The organism is Propionivibrio sp., from assembly GCF_016790145.1.
Taxonomy (GTDB): domain Bacteria; phylum Pseudomonadota; class Gammaproteobacteria; order Burkholderiales; family Rhodocyclaceae; genus Propionivibrio.
Genome location: NZ_JAEUOI010000205.1, coordinates 14,088 through 32,318, shown reverse-complemented (window position 1 = coordinate 32,318; position 18,231 = coordinate 14,088). Strand labels below are relative to the sequence as shown.

Sequence of the window (18,231 nt, the reverse complement as noted above, 5' to 3'; positions counted from 1 at the left end):
GCCAATACGTTTCAGGTCGCTAAAGTTGAGCCAGATGAAAAACGCCTTGCCGACAATGTTTTCTTCAGGAACAAATCCCCAGAAACGGCTATCACGGCTATTGTCGCGATTATCACCCATCATGAAGTAATGGCCGGCCGGCACCGTGCAGATCACACCGGCGTTATTGTAGAGGCAATCCTGGCGATGTGGAAACTGCGTGGCATCGGATATAAAGCCGGGTGCATCGTCATCGTTGAGCGTACGGTGCTCGATTCCCTCAGGCTTCTCGATGAACTGTTTCGAATATTTTAACCGTTCGGTCTGGAGATAATCGTCAATGCGCCTTGTTTCTACCGGCTGTCCATTGATGGTGAGCCGCTTGTTCTGGTAGGCCACCTTGTCGCCCGGAATGCCGACGACGCGCTTGATATAGTCAAGCGATGGATCTTCAGGGTAGCGAAAGACCATGACGTCACCGCGTTGAGGCTGGCCGACATCGATGATCTTCTTGTTGATCACCGGCAGACGAATGCCGTAGGTGAATTTGTTGACCAGGATGAAATCACCCACCAGAAGCGTCGGAATCATCGATCCCGACGGAATCTTGAACGGTTCGACAATAAACGAGCGCAGCACGAAAACGAGCAGGATGACCGGGAAAAAGCTCGCCCCATACTCGACCCACCACGGGTCCCTGGCGTCTGCAGCGCGCTGCTTGCTGAAGACGAATACATCCGCTACCCAGATGGCGCCACTGACCAGCAGCAAGCAGAACAGGATCAACGCAAAATTCACACCATTACTCCCTTACTTACCGACACGCAGCACTGCGAGAAAGGCTTCCTGCGGGATTTCGACCGAACCGACCTGTTTCATGCGCTTCTTGCCGGCCTTTTGCTTCTCGAGCAATTTTTTCTTGCGCGAAATGTCGCCACCGTAGCACTTGGCAAGCACGTCCTTGCGCATGGCCTTGACGTTTTCGCGCGCAATGATGTTTGAACCGATAGCCGCCTGAATGGCCACGTCGTACATCTGGCGCGGAATCAGTTGGCGCATCTTGGCGGCCAGTTCTCGCCCCCGGTAAATCGAGTTGGCGCGATGCACGATCATCGACAGGGCATCGACCTTCTCGCCATTGATCAGGATGTCGAGCTTGACGACATCGGCGGCTCTGAATTCCTTGAAGTCATAGTCAAGCGAGGCATAGCCACGCGAGACGGATTTCAGTTTGTCGAAGAAATCCATCACCACTTCGGCCATCGGCATTTCATAGACCAGTTGAACCTGGCGTCCGTGGTAGGTCATGTCAACCTGATTGCCGCGTTTCTGGTTACACAGGGTAATGACGTTGCCAAGATAGTCCTGAGGAACAAAAACCGTAATGGTGATGATCGGTTCGCGAATCTCCTCGACTTTTGTCTGCTCCGGCAGTTTTGCCGGGTTTTCGACCTGGATGATGCAGCCGTCGCGCATCAGGACTTGATAGACAACGGTGGGTGCCGTGGAGATCAGGTCCTGGTCAAATTCTCGTTCCAGTCGCTCCTGCACGATCTCCATGTGCAGCAGGCCAAGAAAACCACAGCGAAAGCCGAAACCGAGCGCCTGCGAGACTTCCGGTTCGTAATGCAGAGAAGCATCGTTGAGCTTGAGTTTCTCCAGCGATTCGCGCAGTGAATCATACTGGTTGGACTCGATGGGATAGAGACCGGCAAACACCTGCGACTTGATTTCCTTGAAGCCGGGCAGTGCTTGCTTTGCCGGATTATCGGCCAGAGTCACCGTATCGCCCACCTTGGCGGCCTGCAGTTCCTTGATGCCTGAAATAATGTAACCGACCTCGCCGGCACTCAGCGAATCCCGTTGCAGGGCTTTCGGGGTAAATACACCGACCTGCTCGCAAAGATGGGTCGAATCACTCGCCATCAGGCGAATCCTGTCCTTCGGACGTAGCGTTCCGTCGACCACGCGAACCAGCATGACAACGCCGACGTAGTTGTCAAACCATGAATCAATCAGCAGTGCCTTGAGTGGTGCATCAGGATCTCCCTGCGGTGCAGGAATGCGCTCGATGATCGCTTCCAGAATGTCTTCGACGCCGAGACCGGTCTTGGCCGACGCCAGAATGGCTTGCGACGCGTCGATGCCGATGACGTCTTCAATTTCCTGCCGTGCGCTGTCCGGCGCGGCAGAGGGAAGATCGATCTTGTTCAGTACGGGCAGAACGTCGACACCGAGTTCGATCGCGGTGTAGCAGTTGGCCACGGTCTGCGCTTCAACACCCTGCGAAGCATCGACGACCAGCAGCGCTCCCTCGCACGCCGAAAGCGAGCGCGAAACCTCATAGGAGAAATCGACGTGGCCCGGCGTGTCGATCAGGTTCAGGTTATAAATCCTGCCGCTCCGTGATTTGTATTGCAAGGCCGCCGTCTGGGCCTTGATGGTAATTCCGCGCTCTCGTTCTATATCCATAGAATCAAGGACTTGCGCTTCCATTTCGCGGTCGGACAAGCCGCCGCACAGATGGATGATGCGGTCGGCGAGGGTTGATTTTCCGTGATCGATGTGGGCGATGATAGAGAAATTGCGGATGTGATCCATTTGCATCGTGTTTTTACTGTCGCGGCAAAGCCACGCCTGAAAAAAAGGGTGCCGGCGGGCACCCTTTGTTCGATTGGCCAGAAGGCGCGGATTTTAGCGGATTTTGCTCAAATAATCACGGACTTTGATGACATCGAGGAAGTAATGACAGAGTTCGTTCCCTTCGTGCAGCAACACCGGAACCAGTTCGTCATATTGCGCTTCGAGTTCTGGGTCGGCATCCACATCGAGAACCTCAACGTTGACTCCGAATTCAGCCGATAGCGGACGCAAGGCCAATTCCATATCCTGACAGAGATGGCAATAGGCACGTGAGATCAGCGTCAGCTTCGCCAAATCATTCAGCCTTCTTGTCGGGAAGTCCCTTGATGGTGACAAAGGTTTGCAACTCGCCGCGTCTGACCAGCAGCGTAATATTGGCCGCCTTGTCAAACTGCCCGAGCAGTTTGTTGAACTGATCAACACTCGCGATCTCTGTCGTCTCGCCGCGGGCAATGAGTGCCAGGATGATATCGCCGGGCCGCAGATCGGCTCTGACGGCATTGCCGCGAATGTCCTCGATCAGCAAGCCCCCATTGATCTTCAGTTCGCGTTTTTTATCGCTGCTGAGTTCCGACACGACGAGGCCAAGTCGATTGGCCGCCTGTTCTGCCGGCTTGGGGCTTTTTCCGCTTCTGGCCACCGATTTTTCATCAGTTATTTCGCCGACTACGAGCGTCAGATCGCGGATGGAACCTTTGCGCCACACCTGCATGGAAACTTTCGATCCGGGCTTGCTGGTGCCAACGATGCGCGGCAAATCACCTGAACTGTTGACCGGCTTGCCATCGAACTTGAGAATCACATCACCCGGTTCTACCCCCGCCTTTTCGGCAGGCCCTCCCTTCTCGACCGCATTGACGACAGCACCTTGCACCTTGCTCAATCCGAAGGATTCAGCGAGTTCCTTGGTGACATCCTGAATGACGACGCCGATCCGGCCGCGGCTGACTTTGCCGCTGGCCTTGAGCTGATTCTGAATGTCCATGGCGACGTCGATCGGGATGGCAAACGAAATACCCATGGACCCGCCTGTGCGGCTATAGATCTGCGAATTGATGCCAACGACTTCGCCCTTCATGTTGAACAGCGGTCCACCGGAATTGCCGGGATTGATCGCCACATCGGTCTGGATAAACGGGACAAAATTTTCCTGTGGCAGCGAGCGTCCCTTGGCACTGACAATACCCGCTGTCACGCTGTTATCGAAGCCGAAGGGAGAGCCGATGGCAATTACCCATTCGCCGACCTTGAGGATGTTCGGATCGCCCACTCGCACTACGGGCAATGCGCTTGCCTCGATCTTGATCAACGCAATATCAGTCCGCTTGTCGGCACCAATCACTTTGGCCTTGTATTCGCGCTTGTCGGTCAAGCGAACGAGTATTTCATCAGCCGAATCAACCACGTGGGCGTTGGTCAGGATAAAACCGTCGGAACTGATGATGAAACCGGAACCCAGCGAGCGGCTTTCGAATTCGCGAGGAGCCCCAGGAATTCCGGGCGTCCCTGGCATTCCCGGCTGGCGAGGGATGAAACGTCGAAAGAATTCGAACATCGGATCATTTTCGTCAAACGGGAAGGGTTGAACCCCCCGACCGTTACCACGGATCACCTGTGTCGTACTGATGTTAACGACTGCAGGTCCCTGTTTTTCAACAAGTTCCGTAAAGTCAGGCAGGCCTATGTTCTGCGCCTGCGCCAGCAATGAAAAAACAGCAAAATAGAATGCAGTAACGATCTGCTTCATAGCGAACAATGCCTCCGGTTGGTCAACAAACGATTTACCGTATAGGGAGATTAGGGCGAATGGTCAGAAATCAATATCGGATAAAGGGCTGAGAAAGTTGATCGGGCGTACTGTGCAATTGAGCATAGCGCAGCAGCAGCCATGAAAAAAGCAAGCCGCAGATCGAGCCAAAGATTGCCCCGGTTTCTCCGGCCAGCGCTGAGCCGGTGAGCGCGCCAACGAACAACGCCAGTAGCGGAAGTCCATAAGCCAGTGTGGCACTACGCCGGAGAGCACCTTCGGCAACCGCGATGGTTACCCGCTCGCCAATGACAGAATTTCGAGGGTTTAAAACACGGAAGGTTCGCGGCGCACTACAAAACATTTTTCCGGTGTTGTTTCCACCGCAACCGCCGTGCTCGTGACAGCGACCGCAACCACTTTCATCCATGCGGACAAGCGCATACTCGCCATCCAGTGCAGTAATTGTTCCTTGTGCATCAATCATTGGTGGTACCTGAATCTGTAGTGCTGGAGCGTCATGCGTAAAGAAACACCAATCCGGCCTACCACCTGTGATCCGGAGCGGTATCCAGCAAAGGTCTCAGCTTTTCAGCTACAGCCTCGCGCGCGCGGAAGATGCGCGAACGCACCGTGCCGATCGGGCAGTTCATTTCCTCGGCAATTTCCTCATAACTCATGCCTTCAATCTCTCGCAGCACAATGGCGTTACGCAGTTCTTCCGGCAGGGCTTCCATAGCCGCGTTGACGGTCTGCCCAATCTGCTTGGACTGCAACAGACGCTCTGGGGTATTGATATCGCGCAGTTGATCCGCTTCATCAAACGACTCTGCCTCATCGGCATCAAAGTCGGTTGATGTCGGTGCACGACGACCTTTTGCAACAAGATAGTTTTTGGCGGTATTGATTCCAATCCGGTACAACCAAGTATAAAACGCACTTTCGCCACGAAACGAGGGGAGTGCGCGATAGGCCTTGATGAACGCTTCCTGGGCAACATCTTCAACCTCGGCATGGTCGCGAATAAAGCGCGACAGAAGGCGTCCAAGCTTGCGCTGGTACTTTTCAACCAGCCGATCAAAAGCTTGCTTGTCGCCTGCCTGCGCGCGCTCGACCAACGCCTGGTCAATTTCGCGTTCGTTCATGCTCTGTGAATTCCCTGTCGGACACGGTGTTGTGCTTTGCGCCAGAGTATAGCGTAACAGCACTGCCGACGTAGCGATTATGGATAAACTATCACATCGCCCAACTATTTTGCTAATGACAATCATCCCATCAGGGATATTGCATCGAAGGGCACGTGTTATAGTGAAAACTTTTTTTCAGGGCTTGTAACGTGATTCTTCGTTTTGATATTCTCGTTATTGGCAGTGGTCTGGCCGGGCAGTCAGCGGCACTCCGGCTGGCAAAAACCTGCAAGGTCGGTCTGATCAGCAAACGCGCCCTGGAAGACAGTGCCTCCGGTTGGGCTCAAGGCGGTATTGCTGCCGTGCTGGACAGCCAGGATTCGATTGAAGCTCACATTCGCGACACGATCACAGCCGGCGCCTTTCTCAACGATCCCGAAGTTACTCGTTTTGTCATCGAGAACGCCCGTCGAGTGATTGACTGGCTTGTCGAACAGGGCGTTCCCTTCACACGTGACGAAGCCGGCTACCATTTGACTCGTGAGGGCGGCCACAGTGCGCGCCGCGTGATTCACGTCGCTGACACTACTGGACTGGCGGTACAGGACATCCTGACACGCAAGGTTCGCGAGCATCCGAACATTAGCGTTCTTGAGCGCCACATCGCCATTGATCTGATTACCGGGGACAAGTTGGGGCTTGCCGAAAAGCGGTGCTACGGCGCCTATGCCCTGGATAGCGACAGTGGTGAAGTATTGACCATCGGTGCGTCGCAAACACTGATTGCGACGGGTGGCGCAGGCAAGGTTTATCTTTATACGACCAATCCGGATACTTCAACCGGAGACGGCATTGCAATGGCCTGGCGCGCCGGCTGCCGGGTGGCCAATATGGAATTCATTCAGTTCCACCCGACCTGTCTTTACCACCCGCAGGCCAAGTCCTTCCTGATATCCGAAGCAGTACGGGGCGAAGGCGCCCTGCTTCGCCTGCCGGACGGCACACGTTTCATGACGGCCCACGATGCGCGAGCCGAACTGGCACCTCGCGATGTGGTGGCCCGCGCCATCGACTTTGAGATGAAGAAACGGGGTCTTGACTGTGTTTATCTCGACATCTCGCACAAGCCAAAGGAATTCCTCAGCGAGCACTTCCCCAACATCCTTGCGCGTTGTCTCAAGCTTGGCATCGACATATCGCTTGAACCGATCCCGGTTGTTCCGGCCGCACATTACACCTGCGGCGGAATCATTACCGATCTGCGGGCACGAACCGATATTCCAGGGCTATATGCAGCGGGAGAGGCCTCCTGCACCGGCTTGCATGGTGCCAACCGGCTGGCCAGCAATTCTCTGCTCGAATGTCTTGTTTTTGCTGAAGCGGCGGTCAAGGATATTCTCGGGCAAGCGAAAGTTGAACTGCCCGATCTGCCACAATGGGATGCCAGTCGCGTGACTGACCCCGACGAGGAAATTGTCATCTCGCACAACTGGGATGAACTGCGCCGCTTCATGTGGGACTACGTGGGCATTGTTCGTACCACCAAGCGTCTGCAGCGAGCCCAGCACCGAATTCGTCTGCTGACACGCGAAATCGACGAGTATTATTCAAACTTCCGGGTCAGCCACGATCTGATCGAACTGCGCAATCTTGTTCTGACAGCCGACTTGATCGTTCGCTGTGCATTGCAACGCCGTGAGAGCAGAGGGCTGCACTTCAGCCGCGACTATCCGGAGATGTTGCCGAAAGCCAGGAATACCCTGCTTAGAAGACCGTCCCGACGTCTTTCTTAGGCTCTGTGTGCCAGCGTAACCATAGACGAAGCCAGCGAAACTGTTCGGCAGACATCTGGTCGGGCAGCAAAGCAAGGCTGCTAACCCGCTTTTCTTCGCCAATACGCAACCTTAATACGATCAATCGGGTAAACACCGTACTGTCTGGCAGTGCCGTAAGCGCAACGCGATCACCGTCAGCCAGGCGTCCATCCAGCCCGTCCCGCCCGGAAATTCGCAAACCAAGTATCCTGGGCGGACGCAGAGAGTGCCATAAAGACCACCCAATGACTAACAGCAAAACGGAACGCAAAAGCCAGTCCCATGGCAATGCGATAACAGAGCCCGCAGCAAGGGTGTGAAACAGGACGAGCAGAAGGGTCAGAAGAGGCGAGCGTTGCAGTTCAATGGAAGCCGGGAACTGCACGGCTCGGAGGCTCGGTCAGGTTCGCCTAGACCCGCTTGAAGACGCAGGTAGCGTTGGTGCCACCGAAGCCGAAAGAATTGGAAATGGCGATATCAATCTTCATTTTTCGTGCCTCATTGGCACAGTAATCAAGATCGCACGATTCATCCTGATTGAAAATATTGATTGTTGGCGGCGAAATCTGATTGTAGATTGCCAGCACCGAAAAGATGGCTTCAATACCGCCGGCCGCGCCGAGCAGGTGACCGGTCATCGATTTGGTTGAATTGACCACCATACGTTTGGCGTGATCTCCAAAGGCGCGTTTGACGGCGACCGTTTCCGCCTTGTCGCCAAGCGGAGTAGAGGTACCGTGCGCATTCAGGTAGTGCACATCCTGGGTGTTGACCTGGGCATTACGCAACGCGTTGGTCATGCAACGGGCAGCGCCCTCGCCATCTTCGCAGGGGGCTGTCATATGATTGGCGTCGGCACTCATGCCAAAACCGGCCAGTTCGCAATAAATCCTTGCACCGCGTGCTTTGGCATGTTCGTACTCTTCAAGCACCATGACACCGGCGCCCTCGGCCAGAACGAAACCGTCACGGTCCTTGTCCCACGGGCGGCTTGCCGTTTTGGGGTCATCGTTGCGTGTCGACAGGGCGCGCGCGGCGCAGAATCCACCGAGGCCAAGAGGTGAAACACTGCCCTCCGCACCGCCGGCAATCATGATGTCGGCGTCACCGTATTCAATGAGCCGGCCCGCATCGCCTATGCTGTGCGTTCCTGTCGAGCACGCGCTGACCAGGGCAATGTTTGGTCCCTTGTAGCCGTAAAGGATCGACAGGTTACCCGAGATCATGTTGATGATCGAACCGGGGATGAAAAAGGGAGAAATCTTGCGTACGCCAGAAGCGATGAACTCGTCGCGCGTATGCTCTATCAGGGGTAAACCACCGATACCCGATCCAATTGAAACGCCGACAAGCTCGGCATTGGCCGGATGCGCCTCGAGTCCGGCATCCTGGATTGCCTGTATGCCGGCTGCCATCCCGTAGTGGATGAACAAATCCATGCGGCGGGCATCTTTAGCCGGCAGGAACTTGGTAACATCGAAATCCCTCACTTCACCGGCAATCTGCACAGGGAATGAGGAAGCATCGAAACGCGTGATCCGGTCGATCCCGGAGCGACCGGCAATAATGTTCTGCCAGGCTTGTTCAACGGTATTGCCGACCGGAGAAACAATTCCAAGGCCGGTGATGACAACTCTGCGACGTGCCAATTTATTCTCCGGGGGAAACAGGGAAAATTCAGAATTCGGGATGAAGCAGTCAGAAACAAAGCGCTACGGGCAGCATCATCAGAACTGCCCGCAGACGAGTCCCCAAGAAGGATTACTTCTTGTGGTTCAGGATGTAATCAATGGCTTGCTGAACGTTGGTGATTTTCTCGGCTTCATCATCCGGAATTTCGCATTCGAATTCTTCTTCGAGCGCCATGACCAGTTCAACGGTATCCAACGAATCCGCGCCGAGGTCGTCAACGAACGAGGATTCGTTCTTGATGTCCGCTTCATTAACGCCGAGTTGTTCTGCGACAATTTTTCTGACGCGCTGTTCGATATTTTCCATCTAGGGGCTCCTTCAAAGGTTCATGTACGAAACAAAACGGCGCTATTCTACCAAAATGGCCGGCTCTTACCAAATAAGCAGACGATATGCTTTTTTCGCCTGCTACCCTCACGGGCGTTAATCCAAATAAATACCGCCATTGACGTGAATCGTCGTTCCGGTTATGTAAGCGGCGCCCGCTGAGGCCAGAAATCCGACTGCGGCTGCAACGTCCTCCGGCAACCCGAGACGAGCCAGCGGAATCGTGGCAATCAGTGACTCGCGATGCTTTTCGTCAAAGATTCTGGTCATGTCGGTATCAATAAGACCCGGCGCGACGCAGTTGACCGTGATGTTGCGACTGCCCAGCTCGCGTGCCAGTGAACGCGTCATGCCGGCGACTCCGGCTTTGGCCGCGCAATAGTTGGCCTGCCCGGGATTGCCCGAATGTCCGACGACCGAAGTGATATTGATGATCCGTCCCTGACGTGCCTTCATCATGCCACGCATCACGGCCTTGGAAAGTCGGAAAACCGCTTTCAGATTGGTGTCTAGCACCGCATCCCAGTCATCGTCCTTCATGCGCAGCGCGAGATTGTCGCGCGTGATCCCGGCGTTATTGACCAGAATTGCGGTTGCACCATACGTCTTATCGACACGGGTAATCAGCGCATCAACTTGCCCCGGATCACGCACTTCAAGCTCGGCACCCTCACCATTGATACCTGCCGCAGAAAGAAATGCGGAGATATTTGCAGCGCCATCGCTGCTGGTGGCAGTCCCAATCACGCATGCGCCCTGCCTGCCCAACTCGAGCGCAATGGCCTGGCCGATACCGCGAGAGGCCCCCGTCACGAGTGCAACTTGTCCGTTGAGCATTGCCGCCTACTCCAGAGTCTTGATGGCTGCTTCGATCGACGCCAGATCAGCCAGCGCGAGACCGGCCAGACCCTCGGAACAGCGTTTGGTGAGACCCGCCAGAACTTTGCCCGGGCCGCACTCGGCAACAGTCGTGACGCCCATTGCAGCGATTTTCTGAATCGTTTCAACCCAGCGTACTGGCGAGAAGGCCTGACGAATCAGCGCATCCTTGATTCTCGCCGGGTCGGATTCGATGGTGACATCCACGTTATTGACTATCTGGATCTTTGGCACAGCAAAATTCAGTTCGGCCAGGCGAACTCCCAATTTGTCGGCTGCCGGTCTGATCAGCGTGGAGTGAAAAGGCGCGGAAACAGGTAGTAGCAAGGCCCGTTTTGCGCCTCGCGCCTTGCAGCCTTCGCAGGCACGTTCAACAGCGGCCTTGCTGCCGGCAATCACGGTTTGTCCGGGCGCGTTGAAGTTGACCTGTTCGACGACTTCCCCGTTGCCTGTTTCGCTCATGGCTTCGGCACAGGCTTCGCGAATCTTTTCGTCAGCCAGGTTCATGATGGCTGCCATCGCTCCCTTACCGGCCGGCACCGCTTCCTGCATCGCAGCAGCGCGCAGACGAACGAGCGGAACAGCGTCTTTGAAATCGATCACCCCGGCGGCGACCAGCGCCGAATACTCGCCGAGGCTATGCCCGGCAACCAGCGCCGGAAGCTTGCCACCCTTGTCGAGCCACAGGCGATAGGCGGCTACCCCGGCCGTCAACATGACAGGCTGAGTATTTACCGTTTGTGTCAATGCTTCGGCCGGACCGTCAGACAGCAGTTGCCAGAGATCCTGCCCCAGCGTTGAAGAGGCCTCATCAAAGGTTGAGCGAATGACTGTAGATTTTCCGTAGGCAGCCATCATGCCAACCGACTGGGATCCCTGACCGGGAAAGACAAACGCAAACGCCATAGAATATCCCCTTAAAACTCGAGTAAAACGGCACCCCAGGTAAAACCGCCGCCAACACCTTCAAGCAGGACTTTATGTCCTCGCTGAACGCGTCCATCGCGAACAGCCGCATCCAGTGCCAGCGGGATGGAAGCCGCCGAGGTGTTGCCGTGACGGTCAACCGTCACGATGACTTTGTTCATGTCGATCCCTACCCTCTTGGCGGTCGATTCGATAATGCGGATGTTGGCCTGGTGCGGTATCAGCCAATCAATCCCGGTCGGCAGAATCCCGGCAAGCGCGCAGCACTCCTGCGCTACATCGGCCAGCACCCTGACGGCAAACTTGAAAACAGCCTGTCCATCCATACGCAGAAAAGGATCGCCGATTACTTTTCCACCACAAACATTGCCGGGAACCGACAGGATGCCATGGTACGCACCATCGGCATGCGCTGCGCTGGCCAGAATGCCGGGTGTTCCGGAGGCTTCCAGAATTACCGCGCCAGCGCCATCACCAAACAGAACGCACGTGGAGCGGTCATCCCAGTCAAGAATCCTTGAAAAAACTTCTGCGCCGACCACCAAGACCTTCTTGTGGCTACCGAAACGAATGAACTTTTCGGCGATATTCATTGCGTAGACAAAACCGCTACAGACCGCCTGCACGTCGAAGGCCATGGCGCTGTGATTTCCAAGTTTAGCCTGCAACAGGCACGCCGTACTTGGGAAGATGAAATCCGGAGTCGAGGTAGCAACGATAATCAAATCAAGTGTGCTGGCATCAATTCCAGCCGCTACAAGTGCCTTGCGACTGGCTTCAAGCGCCAGATCACTTGACGTGCAGTTGGCGTCGGCAAGGTGGCGTGACTTGATTCCCGTGCGGCTGACAATCCATTCGTCATTGGTTTCGACCCCTCGTTGTTTGAGATCGTCGTTGCTTAGAGGCGGTCCGGGCAGATAACTGCCGACGCCTGCGATGCGGGCAAACATGCTATGCACTCTCCGGCAAAGGGTGTTGCAATTCAACACGTTGGGTAATGCGTTCCAGTACTCCGGTTCTGGCTTCTTCAGCGGCACGATCTAGGGCGTTGGTAAAGGAGTAAACGTCTGCCGAACCGTGACTCTTGACGACTATTCCCTTCAGACCCAGCAGGGTTGCACCGTTGTAGCGCCTATGGTCGACACGCTTCTTGAAGCTTTTCAACACCGGCATGGCAATCAAGGCTACCAGCCGGGTCAAAAGATTGCGACTGAATTCCTGCCTCAGGAAAGTCGCCAGCATCTGTGCCAGACCTTCCGATGCCTTGAGTGCGACATTGCCGACAAATCCGTCACAAACGATGACTTCGGCCTCTCCCTTGTATATTCCGTCTCCTTCGATGTTACCCACGAAGTTAAGCCCGGAATCTTTCAGGAGTTCGGCTGCACGTTTTACGACCTCGTTACCCTTGATATCTTCCTCACCGATATTGAGAATGCCGACTGTTGGTCGATCCTTGTGCTCGATAGCCGAAACCAGCGAAGCGCCCATGATACCGAACTGTAGCAGGTGTTCGGGACTGCAATCGACATTGGCGCCCAGGTCAAGCACATGGCTGTGACCAATCGCTGTAGGAAGAATGGCACAGATTGCCGGGCGGTCGATGCCGGGAAGCATCTTGAGAACAAAGCGGGAAATGGCCATCAGCGCACCGGTATTGCCGGCCGAGACGCAGGCATCGGCTTCGCCTTGCTTGACGAGGTTGATGGCGACCCTCATTGAGGAATCCTTCTTGTTGCGCAGCGCCAGTGCCGGCGAATCATCCATTGCCACGACTTCGCTGGCGTGACGAACGGAAATGCGGCTATCGCCCGTTTTTTCAAGAAAAGGGAGGATTTTCTCTTCAAGACCAACAAGGATAACGCGCACGTCATCATGCTGGTGCACGAAATCAAGTGCGGCGTGCACGGTTACGACAGGACCATGGTCTCCGCCCATGCAGTCGATGGCAACAGTAACAGTCATCCTGGTAAAGGCCAAGGATACGGCAAAAGAAAAGGCAGGCAATTCCCTTTGCAGGAAAACTGCCTGCCTAATCCAGAAACCTTACTCGCCTGTACTCTTGGTGACTTTCTTGCCACGATAATAACCGGATGGACTGATGTGGTGGCGCAGATGGACTTCACCGGTCGTCGGCTCAACGGCCAGCGGCGGGTTGGTCAGAAAATCGTGCGCACGATGCATGCCGCGTTTGGACGTGGATTTCTTGTTCTGTTGAACGGCCATAAATTACTCCAAATATCAAATTCACTCGGCCTTGCCCCTGACATCTTTCAGAATGGAAAAGGGTGAAATTATCCCTGTTCCCTGCCCTGTCTCAGGCAAAGCACAACTTTCGTGACGCGGCGCCGAAGGCAGGTTGAGAATAATCTCATCTTCAATCAACGCAACAATATCGAGTTCACCTTGCGCCGGGAGGAAATCTCTTGAATCATCTTCAATCTCCTCCTGCGTCAGATCATCTTCGTCATCGACTAATTCCAGCAGGCTACGTAGCTCAACCGTATAATCGATTCCTTCCAGGCAACGCTGACAGCAAACGGACAATACCCCGTCCAACTGCAACAACAACTGCGGCCTGTTGTGCGAACCAACCCCGCCCACAACCCGGTAACTCAAACTACCCTCTGAATCGACAAGTTTATCGAGTACACGAGTCAGACCGGCGATCGGCAATTCGCCTTGCAGCGAGCTAGCTTCCCGAGCAAACGACCGACTGTTAATAACAATCCCTTGCGACATAAGGGGCGCATGATATTATTTTTGGCTTTCGAAGTCAAAGCAGCGACGCAACTATTTGGATTTTTTCCATTTTTTGATTATCCCCGCGTAATTGGCGGGTTTTTCGTTTATCTTTTTATGACCCAATCTCAAATTGTTCTTGCCTCCACTTCGGTATTCCGCCGCGAACTGCTTGCCCGGCTAGGTTTGCCGTTTGTAATGACCAACCCGGGTGTAGACGAAACCGCTCTACACGGCGAGACGCCTGAGGCGACCGCGCTGCGCCTGTCAGAAAGCAAAGCCCGCGCAGTTGTTGCGCAGTATCCTGGCGCGCTTATTATTGGCAGCGACCAGGTAGCCTGCCTTGATGCTCAGGTTTTTGGCAAGCCGGACAACCATGAAAATGCGGTAAAGCAGTTACAGGCGATGCGTGGTCGCCGCGTGAACTTTTTTACCGGTCTTTGCCTGCTCAACGCCAAAACCGGTAAAGCGCACTTGCGCGGTGTCCCGACGCTGGTCACTTTCCGAAACTTGAGCGACGATGAAATCGAAAACTATCTGCGCAAAGAGCAACCCTACAACTGTGCTGGAAGTGCAAAAACCGAAGGTTTGGGAATTGCGGTGATTGCCAAAATTGAAGGTGACGATCCCAATGCGCTGATCGGCCTGCCCCTGATCGCGCTCTGCGATTTGCTTAAAAAAGAAAATTTTAGTGTAATTTAATCATATGGTTAATTAGTATATTTAAAGCAATGTATGAGCAAAGGAAAACTCTATTTGATCCCGGTTCCTCTCGGTCAGACTCCGGTTGATGCCACCCTGCCACAGCCGGTACGTGATCGCGCCAGACACCTTAAGCATTTCATTGCTGAGAACGCGAAGTCGGCACGAGCTTTCCTCAAGTCACTCCCTTCCGATACGCCGCTACAACAAATCGAGATTCGTGAACTGAACGAACATACATCACCGTGCGAACTCAGCGAATTGCTGGCACCGCTACTTGCCGGGATCGACGCCGGACTGATTTCCGAGGCGGGTTGCCCTGCCGTAGCAGACCCCGGTGCCAATCTGGTCGCGCTGGCGCACGACGAGGGCATCCAGGTTCTTCCGATGGTCGGTCCATCGTCGATTCTCCTCGCCTTGATGGGTTCCGGTCTGTCCGGCCAGAACTTCGCCTTTCATGGCTACCTTCCGGTAAAAAACGAGCTAAGGCAAAAAAGACTAAGGGAACTGGAAAAGGATTCACTGCTGGAAAAAAGGACGCAGATTTTCATTGAAACGCCCTACCGCAACAAGCAGATGCTCGAAACGTTGATCCATGCCTGCGCTCCGAATACGAAAATCTGCGTAGCGACCGATCTCACGCTGGATAGCGAGAGCATCGTGACACGCACTACAGCCGGATGGCGTCGTCAGGGTTTGCCGAGCATTGACCGCCAGCCGACGGTCTTCTTGCTTCAGGCCTGACTGATTGAACTTTAGCGAAGCGTTGCCCGATCGCTCCCAAACAAGCGGAAGGCCATGCTTTGCCCCATTTCTGCTCCGAATCGTTTGGCAAAACGTTCTGCGATGTTCTCTTTGAGCGAGTAGTCGAGAATGTTTTCGGCCTTGATCAAATCTCTCGCTACAGAATCGACAGTTCCGAAATCATCGGCCAAACCCAACTGAATGCTTTGGCTACCGGTCCACATCAAACCCGAGAACATGTCGGGGGTCTCCTTGAGACGTTTTCCCCGCCCCTGACGAACAACCTCAATGAACTGTCTGTGAATTTCACCTAGCAAGACCTGGGCGTGTTCTTTCTGCTTATCATCCTGGGGTGAGAAGGGGTCGAGAAATCCCTTGTTTATTCCCGCCGTCAGCAGACGTCGCTCAACACCCAGTTTCTCCATGGTGCCGGTAAATCCAAATCCTTCCATCAACACACCGATGGAACCGACGATACTGGCTTTGTCGACAAATATCTTGTCAGCGGCAGCAGCAATGTAATACCCACCTGAAGCACACAAATCCTCAACCACGACATAGAGCGGAATCTCCGGATGCTTGGTACGCAGGCGGCGGATTTCGTCATTGACTATTCCGGCTTGTACCGGACTGCCACCCGGACTGTTGATCCGGATGATGATGCCGGCCGTTCCCTTGTCTTCAAAAGCAGACTGCAATGCACCATTGATTTTATCCGCACTGGCTTCTCCGGTAGTTTCAATCGTGCCGCGCAAATTGATCAGTGCCGTGTGCTTTCCGTCAACGAGCTTTTCGGAGCCCCCCCAATCAACAACCAGAACCAGTACGGCAATCAGGTAGGTCAGGATGGCAAGCTTGAAAAAAATCCCCCAACGACGTTTGGCCCTTTGCTCCTTTAGTGAAGCAAATGCAATCTTCTCCAGCAGTTGTCGTTCCCATTGCGGGTCGTTACCAGGTATTTCCACGATATATTCTCAATTGGAGTGTACTAAACAGCGCCATCATACTCATCAACAGATAGCGGCATCGATTATTTCCAGGGACAACGTTGGTCAAGCCAATGGACATCAAGTGTGAATTACCAAACTCCATTTGTCGCGCTGGCTAAGTATAGCTTGGAATCATTATCTTCCAGCGCTCTAAGCGGCCAATTAACACATCTGAAATGTGGTTCAGGCATGCGTCCTTAGCCATCCTGCCAACTCATCGATGTCGGGCAATCGGGCCAGCGGACTCAAGGCATCAAGCGCTCTGGCCGGGTGCGCCCCATAGGTGACAGCCAAACCGGCCACTCCCGCATTGATTGCCATCTGCAAATCGTGAGTTGTATCGCCGATCATGAGCGTCCGTTCCGGCGGCACACCGAATTCTGCCATCAACTCGTCCAGCATCTGCGGATGCGGTTTGGAATAACACTCGTCAGCACAGCGCGTTGCTGAAAAATAAAGCTCTAGACCGCAATGTGACATGGATCGATCGAGTCCCATACGACTTTTCCCGGTCGCCACCGCCAGTAGGAAACCTGCTGAATGGAGTTCAGCGATCATTTCCGTGGCACCGTCAAACAAATGCAGCTCATGGTCACGCGAAAGGTAGTGGTGCCTGTAGCGCTCAACAATTTCAGGAAACCTCTCTTCGGCAAGATGCGGCACCGAATGACGCAAGGCGTCAGCCAGTCCAAGACCAATAGCCTGGCGTGCATGTGCGTCTGGCGGTTCGGGCAGGCCTAGATCGCGACATGACGCCTTGACCGCATCGACGATAGCCCCGGTTGAATCGAGAAGGGTGCCGTCCCAGTCAAAAACCAGAAGATCAAATCTTTTGCCCATAATCCTGTGTTTCTATTGTAGAAAGTAGTTTCAGGAAAGATTCAAGGGCTGCTGGCATCGCTGCTTCAAGCGCCATCTCTATCCCGCTGATCGGATGCGTTAACTGCATTTTCCAGGCGTGCAGGAACATGCGTTTGAGCCCAGCTTTCGGCAGTGACTTGTTAAGAGTGAAATCCCCATATTTTTCGTCACCGGCAATCGGGAAACCGAGATGCGCCAGATGGACGCGAATCTGGTGCGTGCGACCGGATTTGAGTTCGGCTTCCAGCAAACTGAAGTGTTCCCAGCGGGCGACCAGACGAAAGACAGTGTGCGATGTTTTGCCTTCTTCGGAAACCCTGACACGCCGTTCACCTGAGTCCAGCAAATACTTGAGCAGTGGCAGCTTCACATTACGCACCTGATCCATCCAGCGTCCCTTGACCAGGACCAGATAGCGCTTGTCGACGCCACGCCCACGGCCTGCCAGCCCCCCTTCACGAAACATGTCGTGCAGTGCCGTCAATGCCGAACGTTTCTTGCCAACCAGCAGAATTCCCGAGGTTTCGCGGTCAAGCCGATGCGCCAGTTCAAGGAAGTGCGCTTGTGGCCGCTGTCGCCGTAGTGCCTCAATGACACCAAAACTGACGCCGCTACCCCCATGCACGGCTATCCCTGAGGGCTTGTCCACGACCAGCAAGGCTTCGTCTTCATAGACGATCGGCAGTGCGACCTTGATCTCTGCGCCGGCGACGATTTCTTCCTCTCGACGGGCAATACGAATAGGTGGTATACGCAGGATATCCCCATGCTGAAGACGATAGGAGACCCCTGCCCGCTTGCTGTTTACCCGGATTTCACCGCTGCGAACAATACGATAGATATGGCTTTTCGGCACACCCTTGCAGATCTTCAACAGGAAATTATCGAGGCGTTGCCCCTGTTCGTCTTCGCTGATTGTGGCCTGTGTAACAGAACTTTTGCTTACTTCGGCCATATTGAATATACTGATCCTGGTTTGCGTCTTCGATTGAAAGAGGCGCTGAGCCGTTAGACCGTCGAGCGGCGCCGATTCATTTGTATTTGCGACGCACTTTCCG

21 protein-coding genes are annotated in these 18,231 nt (G+C 54.4%); 3 read left to right on the top strand and 18 right to left on the bottom strand.

What is annotated here, in order from left to right; translation table 11 throughout:
• From lepB to rpoE, 6 genes are all read right to left on the bottom strand, one after another.
• On the bottom strand, positions 1-777 hold a 777-nt coding region (gene lepB, locus JNM42_RS16880; RefSeq protein ID WP_294272916.1), incomplete at its 3' end, for a signal peptidase I.
• A gap of 12 nt (positions 778-789) precedes the next feature.
• Positions 790-2,580 (bottom strand): translation elongation factor 4, encoded by a 1,791-nt coding sequence (gene lepA, locus JNM42_RS16875; RefSeq protein WP_294272913.1) that lies wholly within the window; start codon positions 2,578-2,580, stop codon positions 790-792.
• Positions 2,581-2,673: 93 nt separating this feature from the next.
• Complete coding sequence (locus tag JNM42_RS16870) at positions 2,674-2,916, bottom strand: glutaredoxin family protein (protein WP_294272910.1); 243 nt, start codon at positions 2,914-2,916, stop codon at positions 2,674-2,676.
• 1 nt (position 2,917) lies between these two features.
• The gene (locus JNM42_RS16865) at positions 2,918-4,369 is read right to left on the bottom strand and encodes a DegQ family serine endoprotease (protein WP_294272909.1); all 1,452 of its coding nucleotides are present in this window, start codon (positions 4,367-4,369) and stop codon (positions 2,918-2,920) included.
• 70 nt (positions 4,370-4,439) lie between these two features.
• The gene (locus JNM42_RS16860; protein WP_294272907.1) at positions 4,440-4,856 is read right to left on the bottom strand and encodes a SoxR reducing system RseC family protein; all 417 of its coding nucleotides are present in this window, start codon (positions 4,854-4,856) and stop codon (positions 4,440-4,442) included.
• A gap of 58 nt (positions 4,857-4,914) precedes the next feature.
• A complete protein-coding gene (rpoE, locus tag JNM42_RS16855; protein ID WP_294272904.1) occupies positions 4,915-5,514 on the bottom strand; it encodes an RNA polymerase sigma factor RpoE in 600 nt (199 codons plus the stop codon).
• 191 nt (positions 5,515-5,705) lie between these two features.
• On the opposite strand from rpoE, the gene nadB reads away from it, so the two are divergent.
• Entirely contained in the window at positions 5,706-7,289 is a 1,584-nt protein-coding gene (gene nadB / locus JNM42_RS16850; protein WP_294272902.1) for an L-aspartate oxidase, read from the top strand.
• Here the strand turns inward: nadB and JNM42_RS19535 are convergent.
• The 9 genes from JNM42_RS19535 to JNM42_RS16810 all read right to left on the bottom strand — a co-directional run bounded on the left by JNM42_RS19535 (position 7,261) and on the right by JNM42_RS16810 (position 13,877).
• Positions 7,261-7,695: a protein YgfX gene (locus tag JNM42_RS19535; RefSeq protein ID WP_366504470.1), complete on the bottom strand. Its 435-nt coding sequence runs from the start codon at positions 7,693-7,695 to the stop codon at positions 7,261-7,263. The two genes, nadB and JNM42_RS19535, sit on opposite strands and share 29 nt — an antisense overlap.
• 25 nt (positions 7,696-7,720) lie before the next feature.
• Positions 7,721-8,959, bottom strand: a complete 1,239-nt coding sequence (gene fabF / locus JNM42_RS16845) for a beta-ketoacyl-ACP synthase II (RefSeq protein WP_294272899.1) — start codon at positions 8,957-8,959, stop codon at positions 7,721-7,723.
• Between the two features lie 112 nt (positions 8,960-9,071).
• Complete coding sequence (gene acpP, locus JNM42_RS16840; RefSeq protein ID WP_294272896.1) at positions 9,072-9,308, bottom strand: acyl carrier protein; 237 nt, start codon at positions 9,306-9,308, stop codon at positions 9,072-9,074.
• 117 nt (positions 9,309-9,425) lie between these two features.
• Complete coding sequence (gene fabG / locus JNM42_RS16835) at positions 9,426-10,166, bottom strand: 3-oxoacyl-ACP reductase FabG (RefSeq protein WP_294272894.1); 741 nt, start codon at positions 10,164-10,166, stop codon at positions 9,426-9,428.
• A 6-nt stretch (positions 10,167-10,172) separates the two neighbouring features.
• Positions 10,173-11,114: an ACP S-malonyltransferase gene (gene fabD, locus JNM42_RS16830; protein ID WP_294272892.1), complete on the bottom strand. Its 942-nt coding sequence runs from the start codon at positions 11,112-11,114 to the stop codon at positions 10,173-10,175.
• An 11-nt stretch (positions 11,115-11,125) separates the two neighbouring features.
• The gene (locus JNM42_RS16825; RefSeq protein WP_294272889.1) at positions 11,126-12,085 is read right to left on the bottom strand and encodes a beta-ketoacyl-ACP synthase III; all 960 of its coding nucleotides are present in this window, start codon (positions 12,083-12,085) and stop codon (positions 11,126-11,128) included.
• Position 12,086: 1 nt separating this feature from the next.
• Positions 12,087-13,100 (bottom strand): phosphate acyltransferase PlsX, encoded by a 1,014-nt coding sequence (gene plsX, locus JNM42_RS16820; protein ID WP_294272886.1) that lies wholly within the window; start codon positions 13,098-13,100, stop codon positions 12,087-12,089.
• An 81-nt stretch (positions 13,101-13,181) separates the two neighbouring features.
• Entirely contained in the window at positions 13,182-13,361 is a 180-nt protein-coding gene (rpmF, locus tag JNM42_RS16815) for a 50S ribosomal protein L32 (protein WP_294272883.1), read from the bottom strand.
• Between the two features lie 21 nt (positions 13,362-13,382).
• Positions 13,383-13,877: a YceD family protein gene (locus JNM42_RS16810; RefSeq protein ID WP_294272880.1), complete on the bottom strand. Its 495-nt coding sequence runs from the start codon at positions 13,875-13,877 to the stop codon at positions 13,383-13,385.
• Positions 13,878-13,994: 117 nt separating this feature from the next.
• Here JNM42_RS16810 and JNM42_RS16805 point away from each other — a divergent pair, with 117 nt between their 5' ends.
• Positions 13,995-14,579 (top strand): Maf family nucleotide pyrophosphatase, encoded by a 585-nt coding sequence (locus JNM42_RS16805; RefSeq protein ID WP_294272919.1) that lies wholly within the window; start codon positions 13,995-13,997, stop codon positions 14,577-14,579.
• Positions 14,580-14,612: 33 nt separating this feature from the next.
• A complete protein-coding gene (locus JNM42_RS16800) occupies positions 14,613-15,323 on the top strand; it encodes an SAM-dependent methyltransferase (RefSeq protein ID WP_294272876.1) in 711 nt (236 codons plus the stop codon).
• An 11-nt stretch (positions 15,324-15,334) separates the two neighbouring features.
• On the opposite strand, the gene JNM42_RS16795 is transcribed toward JNM42_RS16800, so the two are convergent.
• The 3 genes from JNM42_RS16795 to rluC form a co-directional block, all read right to left on the bottom strand.
• Positions 15,335-16,288 (bottom strand): S49 family peptidase, encoded by a 954-nt coding sequence (locus JNM42_RS16795; protein WP_294272873.1) that lies wholly within the window; start codon positions 16,286-16,288, stop codon positions 15,335-15,337.
• Between the two features lie 207 nt (positions 16,289-16,495).
• The gene (locus JNM42_RS16790; protein ID WP_294272870.1) at positions 16,496-17,152 is read right to left on the bottom strand and encodes an HAD-IA family hydrolase; all 657 of its coding nucleotides are present in this window, start codon (positions 17,150-17,152) and stop codon (positions 16,496-16,498) included.
• Positions 17,136-18,128 (bottom strand): 23S rRNA pseudouridine(955/2504/2580) synthase RluC, encoded by a 993-nt coding sequence (gene rluC / locus JNM42_RS16785; RefSeq protein ID WP_294272868.1) that lies wholly within the window; start codon positions 18,126-18,128, stop codon positions 17,136-17,138. Before rluC ends, JNM42_RS16790 begins: the two co-directional genes overlap by 17 nt.
• Positions 18,129-18,231 lie beyond the last annotated feature (103 nt).